This is a genomic window from Pelagibacterium mangrovi (genome assembly GCF_036662815.1).
Lineage (GTDB): Bacteria > Pseudomonadota > Alphaproteobacteria > Rhizobiales > Devosiaceae > Pelagibacterium > Pelagibacterium mangrovi.
The window spans coordinates 227,766-241,968 of sequence record NZ_JBAFXA010000004.1 but is presented as its reverse complement, the minus strand read 5'-3'; the positions used below and the strand labels follow the sequence as shown (position 1 = coordinate 241,968).

General features: G+C 62.0%; 14 protein-coding genes. 13 read left to right on the top strand and 1 reads right to left on the bottom strand.

Going from position 1 to position 14,203, the window contains the following annotated elements:
- Positions 1–77 precede the first annotated feature (77 nt).
- The 13 genes from V4T21_RS08860 to V4T21_RS08800 all read left to right on the top strand — a co-directional run bounded on the left by V4T21_RS08860 (position 78) and on the right by V4T21_RS08800 (position 13,779).
- Positions 78–1,022 carry a sugar-binding transcriptional regulator gene (locus V4T21_RS08860; RefSeq protein ID WP_332715602.1) on the top strand — a complete coding sequence of 315 codons (945 nt, stop codon included), beginning with the start codon at positions 78–80 and terminating at the stop codon, positions 1,020–1,022.
- 192 nt (positions 1,023–1,214) lie between these two features.
- Positions 1,215–2,837, top strand: a complete 1,623-nt coding sequence (locus tag V4T21_RS08855; protein ID WP_440589642.1) for an MFS transporter — start codon at positions 1,215–1,217, stop codon at positions 2,835–2,837.
- A 103-nt stretch (positions 2,838–2,940) separates the two neighbouring features.
- Positions 2,941–4,026 carry an Ldh family oxidoreductase gene (locus V4T21_RS08850; RefSeq protein ID WP_332715598.1) on the top strand — a complete coding sequence of 362 codons (1,086 nt, stop codon included), beginning with the start codon at positions 2,941–2,943 and terminating at the stop codon, positions 4,024–4,026.
- 77 nt (positions 4,027–4,103) lie between these two features.
- Entirely contained in the window at positions 4,104–4,772 is a 669-nt protein-coding gene (locus V4T21_RS08845) for a GntR family transcriptional regulator (RefSeq protein ID WP_332715597.1), read from the top strand.
- Between the two features lie 13 nt (positions 4,773–4,785).
- Positions 4,786–5,961, top strand: coding sequence for a mandelate racemase/muconate lactonizing enzyme family protein (locus tag V4T21_RS08840; protein WP_332715595.1), 1,176 nt, complete (start codon positions 4,786–4,788; stop codon positions 5,959–5,961).
- A 133-nt stretch (positions 5,962–6,094) separates the two neighbouring features.
- Positions 6,095–7,054: a Bug family tripartite tricarboxylate transporter substrate binding protein gene (locus V4T21_RS08835; protein ID WP_332715594.1), complete on the top strand. Its 960-nt coding sequence runs from the start codon at positions 6,095–6,097 to the stop codon at positions 7,052–7,054.
- An 84-nt stretch (positions 7,055–7,138) separates the two neighbouring features.
- Complete coding sequence (locus V4T21_RS08830; protein WP_332715593.1) at positions 7,139–7,606, top strand: tripartite tricarboxylate transporter TctB family protein; 468 nt, start codon at positions 7,139–7,141, stop codon at positions 7,604–7,606.
- Positions 7,607–7,621: 15 nt separating this feature from the next.
- Positions 7,622–9,136: a tripartite tricarboxylate transporter permease gene (locus tag V4T21_RS08825; protein ID WP_332715592.1), complete on the top strand. Its 1,515-nt coding sequence runs from the start codon at positions 7,622–7,624 to the stop codon at positions 9,134–9,136.
- Positions 9,137–9,161: 25 nt separating this feature from the next.
- Entirely contained in the window at positions 9,162–10,391 is a 1,230-nt protein-coding gene (gene lhgD / locus V4T21_RS08820) for an L-2-hydroxyglutarate dehydrogenase (protein ID WP_332715836.1), read from the top strand.
- A complete protein-coding gene (locus V4T21_RS08815; protein ID WP_332715590.1) occupies positions 10,372–11,259 on the top strand; it encodes a LysR family transcriptional regulator in 888 nt (295 codons plus the stop codon). The genes lhgD and V4T21_RS08815 overlap by 20 nt, the downstream gene beginning before the upstream one ends.
- An 81-nt stretch (positions 11,260–11,340) precedes the next feature.
- Positions 11,341–12,126 (top strand): SDR family oxidoreductase, encoded by a 786-nt coding sequence (locus tag V4T21_RS08810; protein WP_332715588.1) that lies wholly within the window; start codon positions 11,341–11,343, stop codon positions 12,124–12,126.
- 10 nt (positions 12,127–12,136) lie between these two features.
- Positions 12,137–12,841 (top strand): ribonuclease activity regulator RraA, encoded by a 705-nt coding sequence (locus V4T21_RS08805; RefSeq protein ID WP_332715586.1) that lies wholly within the window; start codon positions 12,137–12,139, stop codon positions 12,839–12,841.
- Between the two features lie 2 nt (positions 12,842–12,843).
- Positions 12,844–13,779 carry a dihydrodipicolinate synthase family protein gene (locus tag V4T21_RS08800; protein ID WP_332715584.1) on the top strand — a complete coding sequence of 312 codons (936 nt, stop codon included), beginning with the start codon at positions 12,844–12,846 and terminating at the stop codon, positions 13,777–13,779.
- A gap of 65 nt (positions 13,780–13,844) precedes the next feature.
- Here the strand turns inward: V4T21_RS08800 and V4T21_RS08795 are convergent, their stop codons facing one another.
- Complete coding sequence (locus V4T21_RS08795; protein WP_332715582.1) at positions 13,845–14,126, bottom strand: hypothetical protein; 282 nt, start codon at positions 14,124–14,126, stop codon at positions 13,845–13,847.
- Positions 14,127–14,203: the final 77 nt, after the last annotated feature.

Genomic DNA, 14,203 nt, shown 5'->3' with positions numbered 1-14,203 from the left:
CGGCGGCGACACTGAGGACGTAGTTCACATTTGTAACACGTGCGTGACATTTGTTACGGCGGATCGTGGAAGGCTCGATGCAGGACGAACTCATGGCGCGCGCCGCCTGGCTCTATCACATGGAAGGGCTTACCCAGGCGCAGATCGCCGATCAGCTCAATCTCACGCGACGCCGGGTCAACGAGATGCTGGCCACGGCCCTGCACGAGCGGCTGGTCACCGTGTCGTTCAACGGCGTCCTGGCCGATTGCGCCGCGCTCGAAAACCAGCTCTGCAAGCGCTTCGGGCTTGAGGACGCCATCGTCGTGCCCACGCCGGCCGATATGGAGCAATTGCACACCATTTTGGGCCGCGCGGCGGCACAATGGCTCGATCGATTCATCGGGGCGAAAGACATCGGCTCGCTGGGCGTGGGCTGGGGATCGACGCTGCGCGAAACCGTCCATTTCATGACGCCGGTCAATCGCCCGCACATGGAAATCCATTCAATGATGGGCGGGCTGACGCACGGCTCGGAAATCAACACCTTCGAAATCGTGCGCGGCTTTGCCAAGGTATTTTCGGGTCGCTGCCAATACCTCGTCGCGCCGATCTACGCGGAATCGGCGGAATCGCGCGAGGCGATCATCTCGCAGACCGTGTTTCGCCGTATGTTCGATACGCTCTGCAACGTGGACATGGCCTATCTCAGCGTTGGCGACGTATCCGAACGCTCGCTGCAAGTCCGCTACGGTCTGCCCGATGGGGTCACGGCAAAGGAGTTGCGGGCCCGAGGTGCGGTGGGCGATCTGGCCGGCCGCTATCTCGACGCCAGTGGCGACGCCATCGATCATCCGATCAACGATCAGGTTCTCTCCCCCGATCTGGGCGATTTCGCCCGCATCCGGCACCGGGTCATCGCCGGCGGCGGCAGTCATAAGATCGATATCGTGCGCGCCGTGCTCGCTCAGGGTTTCGCAACGGTTCTCGTCACGGATTCGGTCAACGCCCAAAGCCTTCTGGAGAACGCTCCGGCAAATTGATAGCAGCGTTACCCGCGCCGACCATCGATATGCCTTGCCTTGCGCACAAAGATGCGCAATCCCGTAAGGGGAGGCTGGGAACTGCCCTGCAAGCGATTGAATTGACAAAGCGTCCGGATCACGCGGGCGCGGAACGATCATGTATGGAGATTTAGCGTGTCGGCGCCGGACGTTGAGAAGCCCCAGCCTCGGATAAGGGATAATTCGGTTCTCGCGCCTTTTCGTCACGAGACCTACCGGATCTTGTGGATCGCGACGTTGGCCTCCAATCTGGGCGGTCTGGTGCAGTCGGTGGGGGCAGGGTGGCTCATGACCGAGCTCACCGAATCCCACGACATGGTCGCCCTGGTCCAGGCTTCGGTCACCCTGCCGGTCATGCTCTTTTCGCTCGTTGCCGGTGCACTGGCCGATAATTTCGACCGGCGGATCATCATGATCGTGGCCCAGATCGGCATGGTGGTCGTCTCCCTCGCTCTGGCCGTTCTTGCGTTCATGGGGCTGCTCAATCCCTGGCTGCTGCTGACGTTCACCTTCCTCATCGGCGCGGGTACGGCGCTGTTCAATCCTTCATGGCAGGCTTCGGTGGGCGATATCGTGCCCCGCAAGGATTTGCCGGGCGCGGTCACCCTCAATTCGCTGGGCTTCAATATGATGCGCAGCGTCGGCCCGGCGGTGGGCGGCCTGATCGTCGCGGTGGCCGGCGCGGCGGCCGCCTTCGCGGTCAACGCGATATCGTATCTGCCCCTGATCTGGGCACTGTTCCGCTGGCAGAGGCCGGCGCTGGCCAATCCATTGCCGCGCGAACGGCTGGGCAGCGCCGTGTGGGCCGGATTGCGCTATGTGTGGCTTTCGCCCAATCTCACTGTCGTCCTGCTGCGCGGCGCGCTTTTCGGCTTTGCCGCCGTTGCCATCCTCGCCCTCCTGCCGTCGTTGGCCGCGACCTATGTGGATGGCGGGCCGCTGATTTATGGCACGCTGTTGGGCAGTTTCGGCCTCGGCGCGATCGGCGGTGCTTTCGTCAATGCCAGAATCAGGGCGCGCTTTTCCAACGAAACCATCGTCCGCGCCGCCTGTATCGGGTTCGCGATAAGCTGCGTCACCCTGGGGTTGAGCAGCAATGTCCTTCTCAGCCATCTTGCCCTGCTTCCGGCAGGCGCGTGCTGGGTTCTGACCCTGTCGCTCTTCAACGTCTCCATCCAGCTCTCGACCCCGCGCTGGGTGGTCGGGCGGGCGCTGGCGCTCTATCAGACCGCCACTTTTGGCGGCATGGCGGCGGGAAGCTGGTGCTGGGGCAAGATCGCCGACGCGTCCGATCTTTCATGGGCGCTGGTGATGGCCGGTGGCGTCCTGGCCGTATGCGCCCTCATCGGCCTTCTCCTGCCGCTCCCCAAATTCGAATCGCGCGACCTCTCCCCGCTCAATTCCTTCAATGAGCCGCTTCTGAAACTTCATCTCCAGCCGCGCAGCGGGCCGATCATGGTGATGATCGACTATGAGATCGACGAGGCCGATATCGGCCAGTTCCTGTCCCTGATGGCCGACCGGCGCCGCATCCGCATTCGCGACGGCGCCCGCCAATGGGGCCTGCTGCGCGATCTCGAACGGCCGGAGATCTGGGTGGAATCCTACCACGTCCCGACCTGGATCGACTACGTCCGCCACCAGCAGCGCCGCACCAAGGCCGACGCCGAAAATGCCGTCCTACTCCGCGCCCTCCACCGCGGCAGCGAACCCCCATATGTGCACCGGATGATCGAACGCCAGATCGTCCCCCTCAAGGAAAACCTCATCCTGCGCGATCCCAATGAGAGCTAAGTCTGACTTAGTTTTGAACTAATCCCGGCCATTCTTTTCCTTAGCTTTGGGCTGAGGCACCGTTCCCGCCATAAAAGCCGAATAACGGCGGGGAGAACTACGGGTGATCGTTCACGACTACCAGACGCACGAGGATCAGGCCGCTGCCATTTTCCAGGCGTGGGGGATGTCCGCCGAGCGTGCTCGGGCGTCGGCCAGCGTTCTGGCTTGGGCCGATCTCCACGGCATAGAAAGCCACGGCATCGCGATGCTCGTCGAATATGACGAAAGACGCAAAAGCCGGCCCATCAACTTCGCGCCGGCGCCCCGGATCATCAAGGAAACTGCCATCAGCGCGCTGCTCGACGGCGACGGCGGGCTGGGGCATGCGACGGCCACCCAGGCCATAGACATCGCCATCGACAAGGCGGCGTCCAATGGCGTCGGCGTGGTTTCTGTCCGCAATTCCGGACATTTCGGCGCGCTGGGGTTCTATACGACGCGCGCCGCCGATCGCGGCCTGATCGCCATGGCGACCACCACGGTGTTTGGGGTGAGGGTGCCGCCGACCGGAGGTTCGCAGGCCCGCCTTGGCACCGATCCCTGGTCCTTCGCCGCGCCCAGCGCCGATGGGCGGCATTTCGTGCTCGATATGGCCACCACCACCGTTGCTTCGGGAAAGGTGCGCAACAAGATCGTCGAAGGCCAGCAGATGCCTCCCGGCTGGGGCTTCGATCCCTCAGGACGTCCCACGCTCGATCCCTCCGAAGTGATGAATGGCGGGTTTCTGTCTCCGCTCGGCGGAGCCGCCGAAAGCGCGGGATACAAGGGGTATGGCCTGGCAGCTATGGTCAACATTCTGTCCGCGTGCCTTTCGGGCTCGACGCTCATCACCGATCCCATGCACTCCAGGCAGCCATACGGCCTCGATGTGGGGCATTTCTTTCTGGCGCTCGATCCGGAACTCTTTCGGCCCTTGGACGAATTCAAAGCCTCTGTCGGCCGGTTCAGCGACGATTTGCGCGCGACCCCTGCGGTGGATTCCGATCGACCGGTGCTGGTCGCGGGCGATCCGGAGAGGGCGGTCAAGGCGAAGCGCAGCGCGGAGGGCATCCCGATCGGGCCGGGACTTCATCGCAGGCTCAAAGAGATCGCCGAGGAGTCCGGCGCCCGCTGGCACTTTCGCCGAGCGATGAGCAGGGCGGGCTAAATGTTGACAACCGCAGGCGTTTCATCATCCAATGAAAAATTGTCGACAGTATATTGGCGACGGATTGGATGGTATAAATGACTACAAAATCCGTTCAACGCGTGCAGCGCGCTGAAAGCCTGGCTTCTCAGGTCTATCGCGAAATCGAGCGTCTCGTGCTTTCGGGGCAGCTCGAACCGGGAATCCGGATCAATGAATATGGTCTCGCCGAGCAACTCGGCGTGAGCCGCGCTCCGGTTCGCGAGGCGACAAGGGCACTGGTGCAGGCGGGCCTGCTGGTCGCCATTCCGGCGCGAGGGGTTTTCGTGCGGGAGATGTCACACACTGAAATCGGCGAAAATTACGATGTGCGGGCGCTATTGACCGGGCTCATGTGCGCCCGCGCTGCCGAGCGGGCCACCGATACTTCCGTTGCCGAACTCAACAGGTTGATCCTGCGGATGGACGAAGCGATCGGGCGGCATGCGATAGTCGCCTACTACAAGGCCAATCTCGAATTCCACAATCTCATCGCTCAGATGGCCGACCATGCCTGCTCGAGCCGCATCTACGACGATCTGATCCGCGAGACGCATTTCCTGCGCCGCTCGCTGCATGCACCGGCCCAAACCAATGAAGAACACCGCGCAATCGTTGAGGCAATCGCCGGGCGCGATGCCGAAGGGGCGCGCCGGCTGGGTGAGGAACACGTGAATCACGGCAAGCGACGCTGGCTGGCTTCACTTGAAGAAGAAATACAAAAATGAGAGGAGACCGACTTTGAAGATCGCCAATATAACCACGAGCCTGCACCGGCACGAAATTGACCTGCCCGGCATCGGGGAATCGATTGAAACCCGCATGTTCGTTTTCGTCGAAATCGAACTCGAGGATGGCCGTAAGGGCATGGGCGTCACCGGCTCGTTCCTGCCTTGGGCGACAATGCCCTGCATCCGCGAGCACATCTTCCCGCTCATCAAGGGCATGGACGTGCGCCATACCGAGGCGATCCATTCAAAGGTCTGGAAGCAGCTCAACAACCGCGCCTATACCGGCGTCATCGTCAATGCGCTTTCGGCCATCGACATCGCCTGCTGGGATTTGCGCGGCAAGGATGCCAACCAGTCGATTTCCGAACTTCTGGGCGGCTATTCGCGCGAGGCTTACACTTACGCCACGTTCGGCTACCCTTTCTTCGACGAACAGCAGATCGCCGATTACGCCAAGAAATTCCTGGCCGATGGGCACACCATGCTCAAGATGGTGGTCGGAGGCGAGCCCACCCGCACCTGGAAGGATGACGTTCGCCGCGTGCAGGCAGCGCGCGATGCCATCGGCCCCGATGTCGATCTGATGATCGATGCCAATTGCTGGTTTAACCCGCACGACGCGTTCATGCTCGCCAAGGCGGTTGAAGACTGCAATCTCAAATGGTTCGAAGAACCGATCCAGCAGAACGATGCCCGCGCGCTGGCCGATCTGCGCTCCCGCGTGCAGGTGCCTATCGCCGCAGGGCAGATGGAAGGCTGGCGCTGGCGCTTCCGTGAGCTTGTCATGCACCACGCCGTCGACGTGCTTCAGCCTAATGTTCTCTACAATGGCGGCTACACCGAAGCCCTTAAGGCGGCCCATCTGGCTCAGGCGTTCAACCTGCCCATGGCCAATGGCGGCGGCTGGCCGATCTTTAACATGCACATCCTCGCCGGTGTCATGAACGGCGGCCCCGTCGAATTCCACTACGGCATGTGGATGACCGGCAAGCACTTCTTCGAAGGCACCCCCGATCCGATCAATGGCAAGATGACCATCCCCGACCGTCCGGGCTTGGGCTTTACACCCAATTACGACGCGCTTCGCGATGGGGAGGTCAAGAACCCCGAAGACAGCCGCCTCAAGGGGCGCGATGCTCACGGCTATCTGCTGCGCGAAGCCATTGAGGCGCAAAAAAGCGCATGACCAAAAAAGGAAGATGCCGCCGGGGAGGGCGGCGTCTTCTTGCCCGTTCACGGGCTTGTAGGGCGCGGCTGAAATGGTCCGCGCCATGGAGGAAGGGCAGCCATTCCGGCCACCCGCACAAGGAGGAACCAATATGAGGATCTTTAGCAATAGGCACCGTCTGGCCGCGACCGCTATCGTGGCTTTTGGTGCGCTGACGGGCTCCGTCGTGGCCCAGGAATACCCCGAACGCGACATTCAGATGATCATTCCGTTCGGGGTTGGTGGCGGCAGCGATACGCTTGCCCGCACCATCGCTAGCGTCATCGGTGAGATGGATCTGCTTCCGGTCCAAATTCTGCCCGAGAACCGCCCGGGCGGTTCCGGCGCCGTCGGTTACGGCTCGGTCGCTCAGGAAGATGGCAACCCCTATGTGCTGGCCACGGTTAGCGTGAGTTTTTTCACGACGCCGCTCTTGGGCGCTTCGCCGGTGAGCTATGAAAATTTCACCCCGCTCGCGGCCATTTCCTATTCGCCCTATATCCTGGCCGTGCCGGCGAACTCGCCTTATGAGAGCTTTGAGGATATTGCCGGGGCCGATCGGTTGACCACCGCTACCGTCGGCGTCGTTTCCGATGCCGCGCTGCTGGCCAATATGGTGTCCAATGCCCTCAACGTTCAGATCGATGCAGTCCCCTTCGATGGCGAAGGTGAAGCGCTGGCGGCCGTTTTGGGCGGTCATGTGGATCTGGTCTTCATGAACCCGAGTGAATTGATGGCTCAAACCGAGGCAGGCGCGCTGCGTCCGCTGGCCATAAGCTCGGCCGAACGCGTCGACGCTTTCCCCGACGTTCCGACCTTCGTCGAGCTCGGTCATGACATCGAGCACGTTCAGCTACGCGGCCTCGTCATGCCCGATAATGTGGGGGAAGACGTCGTCGCCTATTGGGAAAACATCCTCGAACAGGTGGCCACGAGCGACGAGTGGCGAGAGCAGTATATCGAGCGCTATCACGATTCCCCCGCCTTCCTCAGTTCCGAGGAGTTCGGAGCCCTGATCGAACAGACGCATCAGCGCTATGAAACAATAATGACCGAGCTTGGCATCATCTGATCCGCCGGCCGGGTGCGGACGCGCGCCCGGTCCCCTTGGGGCTCGGCATATGGCCGAGCCTATCGATCTGGGAGGAACCGAATAATGTCCATCACGCGTGTCGATCAGCTCTTTGCGATCTTTCTCATCGCGTTCGGCTGTTACATTGTCTGGTCGGGCTTCGACTATGGCTACATGAACGGAACCACGCCCGGCGCCGGCTTTTTTCCCGTTCTGATCGGGAGTGCCATCGTCGTTCTCAGCGTGGTCAACCTCGTGAGAAACCTGCGGGGCAGCGAGACCCTTTCAGGAGGCGTGGACAGACGGGACATCGTCAAGATCGTGCTGATCTCCGCCGCCCTGGCGCTGGTCATCGTGGCGACCCCCTATCTGGGGCTGACCCTGTCGGTCATCGCTTTCATGCTGGCCGCCGGCTTCATCATCCGCCCCACGCTCGAGCCGAAATTTCTCCTCCGTCTAATCCCCGTCGCGGTCCTGTTTCCCCTTTTTCTACGCCTGGCCTTTGGCGTGTGGCTGCGCATCCCGGTGCCGACCGGGCCATTCGGACTCTAGGGTAGGGAGGTTGTCATGGAAGTCTTTTCGCTCCTTTTCGACGGCATCATTCAGGCCGTTACCCCCACCACCTTGCTGGCCACCCTATTCGGCGTCGTCATCGGTTTGCTGATCGGTGCTCTGCCGGGGTTGGGTCCTTCGGCGGGTGTCGCCATAATGTTGCCGGTGGCCATCAGTCTGGGGGGCGTGCCCGCATTGGCCTGTCTTGCAGGCATCTATTACGGCTCGATGTTCGGTGGCGCCGTTACCTCGATCCTGCTCGGAATTCCCGGCGATCCGCCCTCGGTGATGACCGTAATGGACGGCTATCCCATGGCTAAGAATGGCGAGGCGGGGCGCGCACTGGGCATGAGCGTCTTTGCCTCTTTCATCGGGGGATTGGTCGGTCTCATCGGCCTCGTGACCCTTTCGGTCCCCATCGCCAGCGCCGCGTTAGCCTTCGGTCCAACGGAAATGACCGCAATGATGATCTTCGCCCTGTCGCTCGTCAGCGTTTTAGGTGGACGGAACCCGATCAAGGGCTTCGTCGCGCTGGCCATCGGCTTCTGGGTGGGGATGATTGGGCTCGACCCGATCGCGGGTCCCATCCGCTTCACCTTCGGCTCCATGGATCTGTTCGACGGCGTCGATTTTTCGGTGGTCGCGGTCGGCCTGTTCGGTCTCACCGCCATGTTCACCAGCCTCAACGAGAACGTCACCTCGGGGCTGGCGAAGTTCAAGTTCTCGAGCCTCTTCCCGCGCATCAAGGATGCGGTTCTGTCCTGGAAAGATCTGCTCCAGGGCTCGGTCACCGGCTTTTTCGTCGGCGTGCTTCCGGGCATCGGCGCCACGGCCGCCACCATGATGGCCTATGCCACTTCCAAGCGCATGTCCAAGACGCCGGAAAAATACGGAACGGGTCTCGTCCAGGGCATCGCCGCGCCCGAATCGGCCAACAACAGCGCTTCCTACGCTTCCATGATCCCGCTCTTCACCCTGGGCATCCCCGGTTCGGCGACAACAGCGGTGATGATGGCAGGGCTGCTGATGCTGGGCCTCCAGCCCGGACCCCTGCTGTTCGTCAATAATGGCGATTTCATCTGGGCCGTCTTCGGCAGCTTCTGGATCGGCAATCTGATGCTAGTGTTCCTCACCCTGCTGCTCACCCCAATGCTGGCCGCACTGCTCTTCATCGCAACAGCCATTCTCTATCCTATCGTCTTCGCGATCATCGTCTTCGGCGTCTTTGCCATCGACTATTCGATGTCCGGCCTCGCCATCGCACTGTTGGCCGGCATTTTCGGCTTGATCCTTCTCAAGCTCGATTATCCCCCGGTCCCTCTGGTCCTCGGTCTCATCCTGGGCCCGATGCTGGAGCGCAATATTCGCCGAACGATGATCCAGTCGCAGGGCGATCTTCTGGTGTTCATCGAACGACCCATTGCTCTGGCGCTTTTCATACTCACCATCCTCGTCATCGCGCTTCCGATCGTCCGCAAGATGATGGGAGGAAAATCTAATGCACTGCTCGAAGAGTCGTCTTCATCCTGAGCGGTCCCTCACTACCGAACGGTGAATTATGGACTATACATATTGCGTCATCGGCGGCGGCATCGTCGGGCTCGCGACCGCGCTCGAACTCAGCGAGCGCGATCCGTCCGCCCGGATCGTGGTTCTGGAAAAGGAGAGGGCGGTTGCAACGCACCAGACCGGCCACAACTCCGGCGTGATACATGCGGGCATCTACTATCAACCCGGCTCGCTCAAGGCCCGTCTTTGCCGCGCCGGCGCAGAGGCCACCAAGGCCTTCTGCGAGGCGAACGGCATACCGTTCGAAACCTGCGGCAAGCTGCTTGTCGCGACCAATCCGCTCGAACTGGAACGGCTTTCCGGTCTCGAAAAGCGGGCGCGGGACAATGACATCGCCTATGAGAGCGTCTCAGCGGCACGTTTGCGCGAACTCGAACCCAACATTGCCGGTCTCGGCGCGCTTCTGGTCCACGCCACCGGCATCGTCGATTACCGGCAGGTTTGCGAGGCGATGGCGCGCAAACTCGCCGACCGGGCTTGCGAGATCAGGTTCGGCGCCCAGGTGGTCGGTATCGCCGAAGAGGGACCGTCCGTTCATGTTCGTACGCAGGAAGGCGCCACAATCACGGCCAGTATGCTCATCGGTTGTGCGGGGCTCCAATCCGACCGGATCGCCCGTCTCGCCGGCATGGACGTAAAGCACAGGATCGTGCCGTTCCGGGGCGAATATTACACCCTGCCGCGTTCGAAATCGGATATCGTCAAGCACCTCATCTACCCCGTGCCCGATCCCGACCTGCCGTTCCTGGGCATCCATCTCACCCGCACCATCGATGGCCGCGTGACGGTGGGCCCCAATGCGGTGCTCGGCTTTTCACGCGAGGGTTACAAAAAGGGAAGCGCCAACCTCACCGACATCGTCTCCCTCGCCAGCCATCTCGGTTTCTGGCGCATGGCGGTCAAGAATCTCAAATCGGGGGTCACCGAATTCCGCAATTCACTATTTCGCCGCCATTACCTCGAAGAATGCCGCAAATACTGCCCAAGCCTAACGCTCGACGATTTAGGCGAACCGGGTGCCGGCATCCGCGCCCAGGCCATTCTCGACGATGGCACGCTTGTCCATGATTTTCTGTTTCTGCAATCGCGGCGTATGCTCCATGTCTGCAACGCACCCTCACCGGCCGCCACGTCGGCAATGCCGATTGCATCGATGATCGTCGATCGGCTGCATGGAGTGCGCGAGGGTGAGGGGCATGGAAACGCGGTTTCTTGAAACGTTCGTTCTGGTGGCCGAACTCGGTTCGCTGGCCGAGGCGTCCCGCCGGCTGGGCATAACCCCGGTCGCCGTCGCCCAGCGTATGCAGGCGCTCGAAGACGAAGTGGGCGCCCAATTGCTCATCCGCGCCGGGCGTCGGGTGAAACCTACGCAGGCCGGGTACGCTATCCTCGAAAAAGGTCGCCAGATTCTGGTCGATATTCGCTCGCTTTCCAGCCTCGCCCAGCTCGACAACGTCGCGGGCGATATCCGTCTCGGCGCAATCTCCACGGCGCTGACGGGCATTCTGCCCGAAGCGTTGCGGGCGCTGAGCGCAACCGCTCCCGACGTCAACGCCTTCCTACTCCCCGGTACCTCGAACGATCTTTACCGCGCGCTGCTCGATGGCAAGATCGATGCCGCGCTGTTGGTCCAGCCGCCCTTCGAGGTCGCCAAATCGCTGCGCTGGAAAACGTTGCGGAGCGAACCCCTGGTGGTTCTTTGCCGCCCGGAACACGCCGACGCCAACCCGCTCGCGCTTTTGAAAACCGAACCCTTGATCCGCTACGACCGCAACAATTGGGGTGGGCGGCTGCCCGACCAGTATCTTCGCGATGCGGGCATAAAACCCAGGGAGCGTTTCGAACTCGATTCCCTCGATGCGATCGCCGTAATGGTTCGTTCGGGGCTCGGCGTTTCGCTCGTGCCCGACTGGTCCGTGCCCTGGGACGAAACCGGCTCTCTCATCCGGCTTCCAGTCCCCCGACCACGCTCCGCGCGGGCTATCGGCATGCTCTGGCCGCAAAGTTCTCCTGCTGGCCGCCTTATCGACGTGGTCATAGAGGCCGTGGAATCCGTTCCCGCCAAATCGGCTCAAAACAAATAATTTCTTTGTTCTCAATCAAGCCTTGCGCTTGTTTTCTTCAGCTCTCGCTCGGGCAAGATGCGCATCACACGGAGGGAGTCCATGGACCTATCAATTTCAGACAAGACCGCGTTGGTGTTCGGCGCGGGCGGCGGGTTGGGTGGTGCCATCGCCCGTTCGCTGGCAGCCGAGGGCGCCAAGGTCGCGGTGGCCGATATCAATGCCGAGGCGGCGCAGGCAACCGTCGACGCTATTGTCGCGACCGGCGGCACTGCGAAAGCCTTGATATGGGATATGGCCGATCTTTCGATTATTGCCGCCAATATCGGGAAAATCGAAGCTGATCTCGGCCCGATCGATATTCTGGTCAACAACACGGGCGGGCCTCCGCCCACACCAGCGTCCGGTCAACCCCCTGAGGATTGGGAGAAATACTTCCGCGCCATGGTGGTTTCGGTCATCGCCATCACTGATGCGGTGCTGCCCGGCATGCGGGAGCGCAAATGGGGCCGCGTCGTCACCTCGACCTCCTCGGGCGTCGTCGCACCCATTCCCAACCTCGGCATTTCGAACGCCCTGCGCCTGTCGCTGGTCGGCTGGTCCAAGACGCTGGCTCGCGAGGTCGGGCGCGACGGCATCACTGCCAATATCGTCCTGCCGGGCCGCATCGCGACGGGACGGATCAAATTCCTCGACGAGCAGAAGGCCAAGCGCGAGGGCAGGGCGGTCGAGGACGTCTCCGCCGAAAGCACCGGCTCCATCCCGCTCGGCCGCTATGGCGATCCCGCCGAATATGGCGATGTGGTCGCGTTCCTCGCCAGCAAGCGCGCTTCGTACCTCACGGGCTCGGTGATCCGGGTCGATGGCGGGCTGATCGCCAGTATTTAGGAGAAACAAAATGACCTTGGACCCCAAGGCCATCGAAACGCTCAAGGGCGTGTCGACGGCAACTCTCACTACCGTCCTGCTCAAAAAGGGCCTGCGTAATGTGTGGATACGCAACGCCAGGCCGATCCGGTCGGGATTGCCGCGTATCGTCGGTCCCGCCTTCACCCTGCGCTTCGTTCCAGCGCGCGAGGATCTGGCTACGCCGGCAAGCTGGGGTTCGCCCATCTCCACCCGATCTGCTATCGAGGACATGCCGGAGGGCGCCGTGGTCGTTGCCGATGCCATGGGCGTTTCCGATGCCGGCATCTTTGGCGACATTCTCTGCTTCCGCATGGCCAAGAAGGGCGTTGCTGCGCTCATCACCGACGGCATGGTGCGCGACGCCGCCGGGGTCCACTCCACCAATCTGCCTGTCTGGTGCAACGGTATTTCCGCGCCACCTTCGGTCGCGGGCCTCACCTTCGTTGGCTGGCAGGAGACGATCGGCTGCGGCGGGGTTGCCGTCATCCCCGGAGACACGATAGTTGTTGATGATGATGGCGCGGTCGTCATCCCCCAGGCGCTGCTCGACGAGGTGCTGGCCGAAGCGCCCGAGCAGGAAGCCATGGAAGCCTGGATCATGACCGAGGTCGATCGCGGCGTGCCGCTGCCGGGGCTTTATCCGATGAACGAAGAGACCAAAAAGCGCTACGAAACCTTCAAGGCCCAGTCCTGACCATGCCGCTCGACCACACCGCCAAGGGCGTCTATGCGATCGCCACGACGCCCTTTCTCGACGATTTATCGGTCGACATCAAATCGGTCGACCGGCTCACCGATTTCTACGCCGAGGCGGGAGCCACCGGCATCACCATTCTGGGTATAATGGGCGAGGCGCCCAAGCTCGAATATGAGGAATCGGTTGGGATCGTGCGGCAGGTGGTCGGGCGCTCGGACCTGCCTATCGTCGTCGGCGTGTCCGCTCCCGGCTTTGCCGCCATGCGGCGCCTGGCCCGCGAGTCCATGGATTTTGGCGCTGCCGGCGTGATGATCGCGCCGCCGTCGAACCTGCGTACCGACGACCAGATCAGGGGCTACTACGCTTCCGCCGTCGAGGCGATCGGCGAGGACATTCCCTTCGTCCTTCAGGATTACCCGCTGACGCTCACCGTGGTCATGACCCCCGGGGTGATCCGCGACATCGTCAACGCCCATCCGTCGTGCGTCATGCTCAAGCATGAGGATTGGCCGGGGCTGGAAAAGATCAGCGCCCTGCGCAAATTCCAAAGCGAAAGCGGCATGCGGGAGATTTCGATCCTCTGCGGCAACGGCGGCCTGTTCCTCGATTTCGAGATGGAGCGCGGCGCCGACGGGGCGATGACCGGCTATGCCTTCACCGACGCGCTCGCCGATATCGTCCGTCTCCAAGCTGCCGGCAATCGCGATGCCGCCCACGACCTGTTCGACGCCCATCTGCCGCTGATCCGCTACGAGCAGCAGCAGGGCGTCGGCCTCGCCGTGCGCAAATATGTGCTCCATAAGCGCGGATTGATGTCCACCGACTTCCAGCGCAAGCCGGCTGGCGTATTGACCGCAAAGGCGCAGGAAGAGGTCGATTACCTGCTTTCCCGGGTGGCTGCCCGCGATGCAAGCGCCAATCCCAGAAGCGCGTAGCCTTCGCTGCGTTGGATTCCGGGAATAAATCCCGGAATGACAAGTTGGGTTTGTGGCAACGCCGCTCACTCCCCAATCTTCGCCCCACGCCCAAACCGCGCTTCGAACGGCTCCAGCAGCGAGCGCACCTCGATTCCCGCCGCCGTCAGCGCAACATAGCCTTCGGTGAGCACCGCGCCGGGGTCTTCCTGATGGTCGCGCGGCGGAATGGAATCATCGATATGGGCCTTGAGATCGCGCAAATCCTCGGGCGATCGGACGTGCCGCTCGAGCAGCCATTGCAGCACCTGCCGTTGGGCGGCCAGCCGGCCTTCGAGATCGAAATTGCTCATGGCCCCGTCGGTCATCGTTGCACTCCTCAAGATTTTCGACTGGGCAACGGAATTGGCCGACGCGGGGTTCCGCCGGGCCCATTGACGTACCG

Excerpts from the sequence above, each read along its gene's own strand:
- V4T21_RS08810 (WP_332715588.1), top strand. The coding sequence starts at position 11,341 with ATGGACCTATCAATTTCAGACAAGACCGCGTTGGTGTTCGGCGCGGGC.
- V4T21_RS08830 (WP_332715593.1), top strand. The coding sequence starts at position 7,139 with ATGTCCATCACGCGTGTCGATCAGCTCTTTGCGATCTTTCTCATCGCG.
- V4T21_RS08800 (WP_332715584.1), top strand. The coding sequence starts at position 12,844 with ATGCCGCTCGACCACACCGCCAAGGGCGTCTATGCGATCGCCACGACG.
- V4T21_RS08835 (WP_332715594.1), top strand. The coding sequence starts at position 6,095 with ATGAGGATCTTTAGCAATAGGCACCGTCTGGCCGCGACCGCTATCGTG.
- V4T21_RS08860 (WP_332715602.1), top strand. The coding sequence starts at position 78 with ATGCAGGACGAACTCATGGCGCGCGCCGCCTGGCTCTATCACATGGAA.
- V4T21_RS08845 (WP_332715597.1), top strand. The coding sequence starts at position 4,104 with ATGACTACAAAATCCGTTCAACGCGTGCAGCGCGCTGAAAGCCTGGCT.
- V4T21_RS08825 (WP_332715592.1), top strand. The coding sequence starts at position 7,622 with ATGGAAGTCTTTTCGCTCCTTTTCGACGGCATCATTCAGGCCGTTACC.
- V4T21_RS08815 (WP_332715590.1), top strand. The coding sequence starts at position 10,372 with ATGGAAACGCGGTTTCTTGAAACGTTCGTTCTGGTGGCCGAACTCGGT.
- V4T21_RS08805 (WP_332715586.1), top strand. The coding sequence starts at position 12,137 with ATGACCTTGGACCCCAAGGCCATCGAAACGCTCAAGGGCGTGTCGACG.
- V4T21_RS08795 (WP_332715582.1), bottom strand. The coding sequence starts at position 14,126 with ATGACCGACGGGGCCATGAGCAATTTCGATCTCGAAGGCCGGCTGGCC.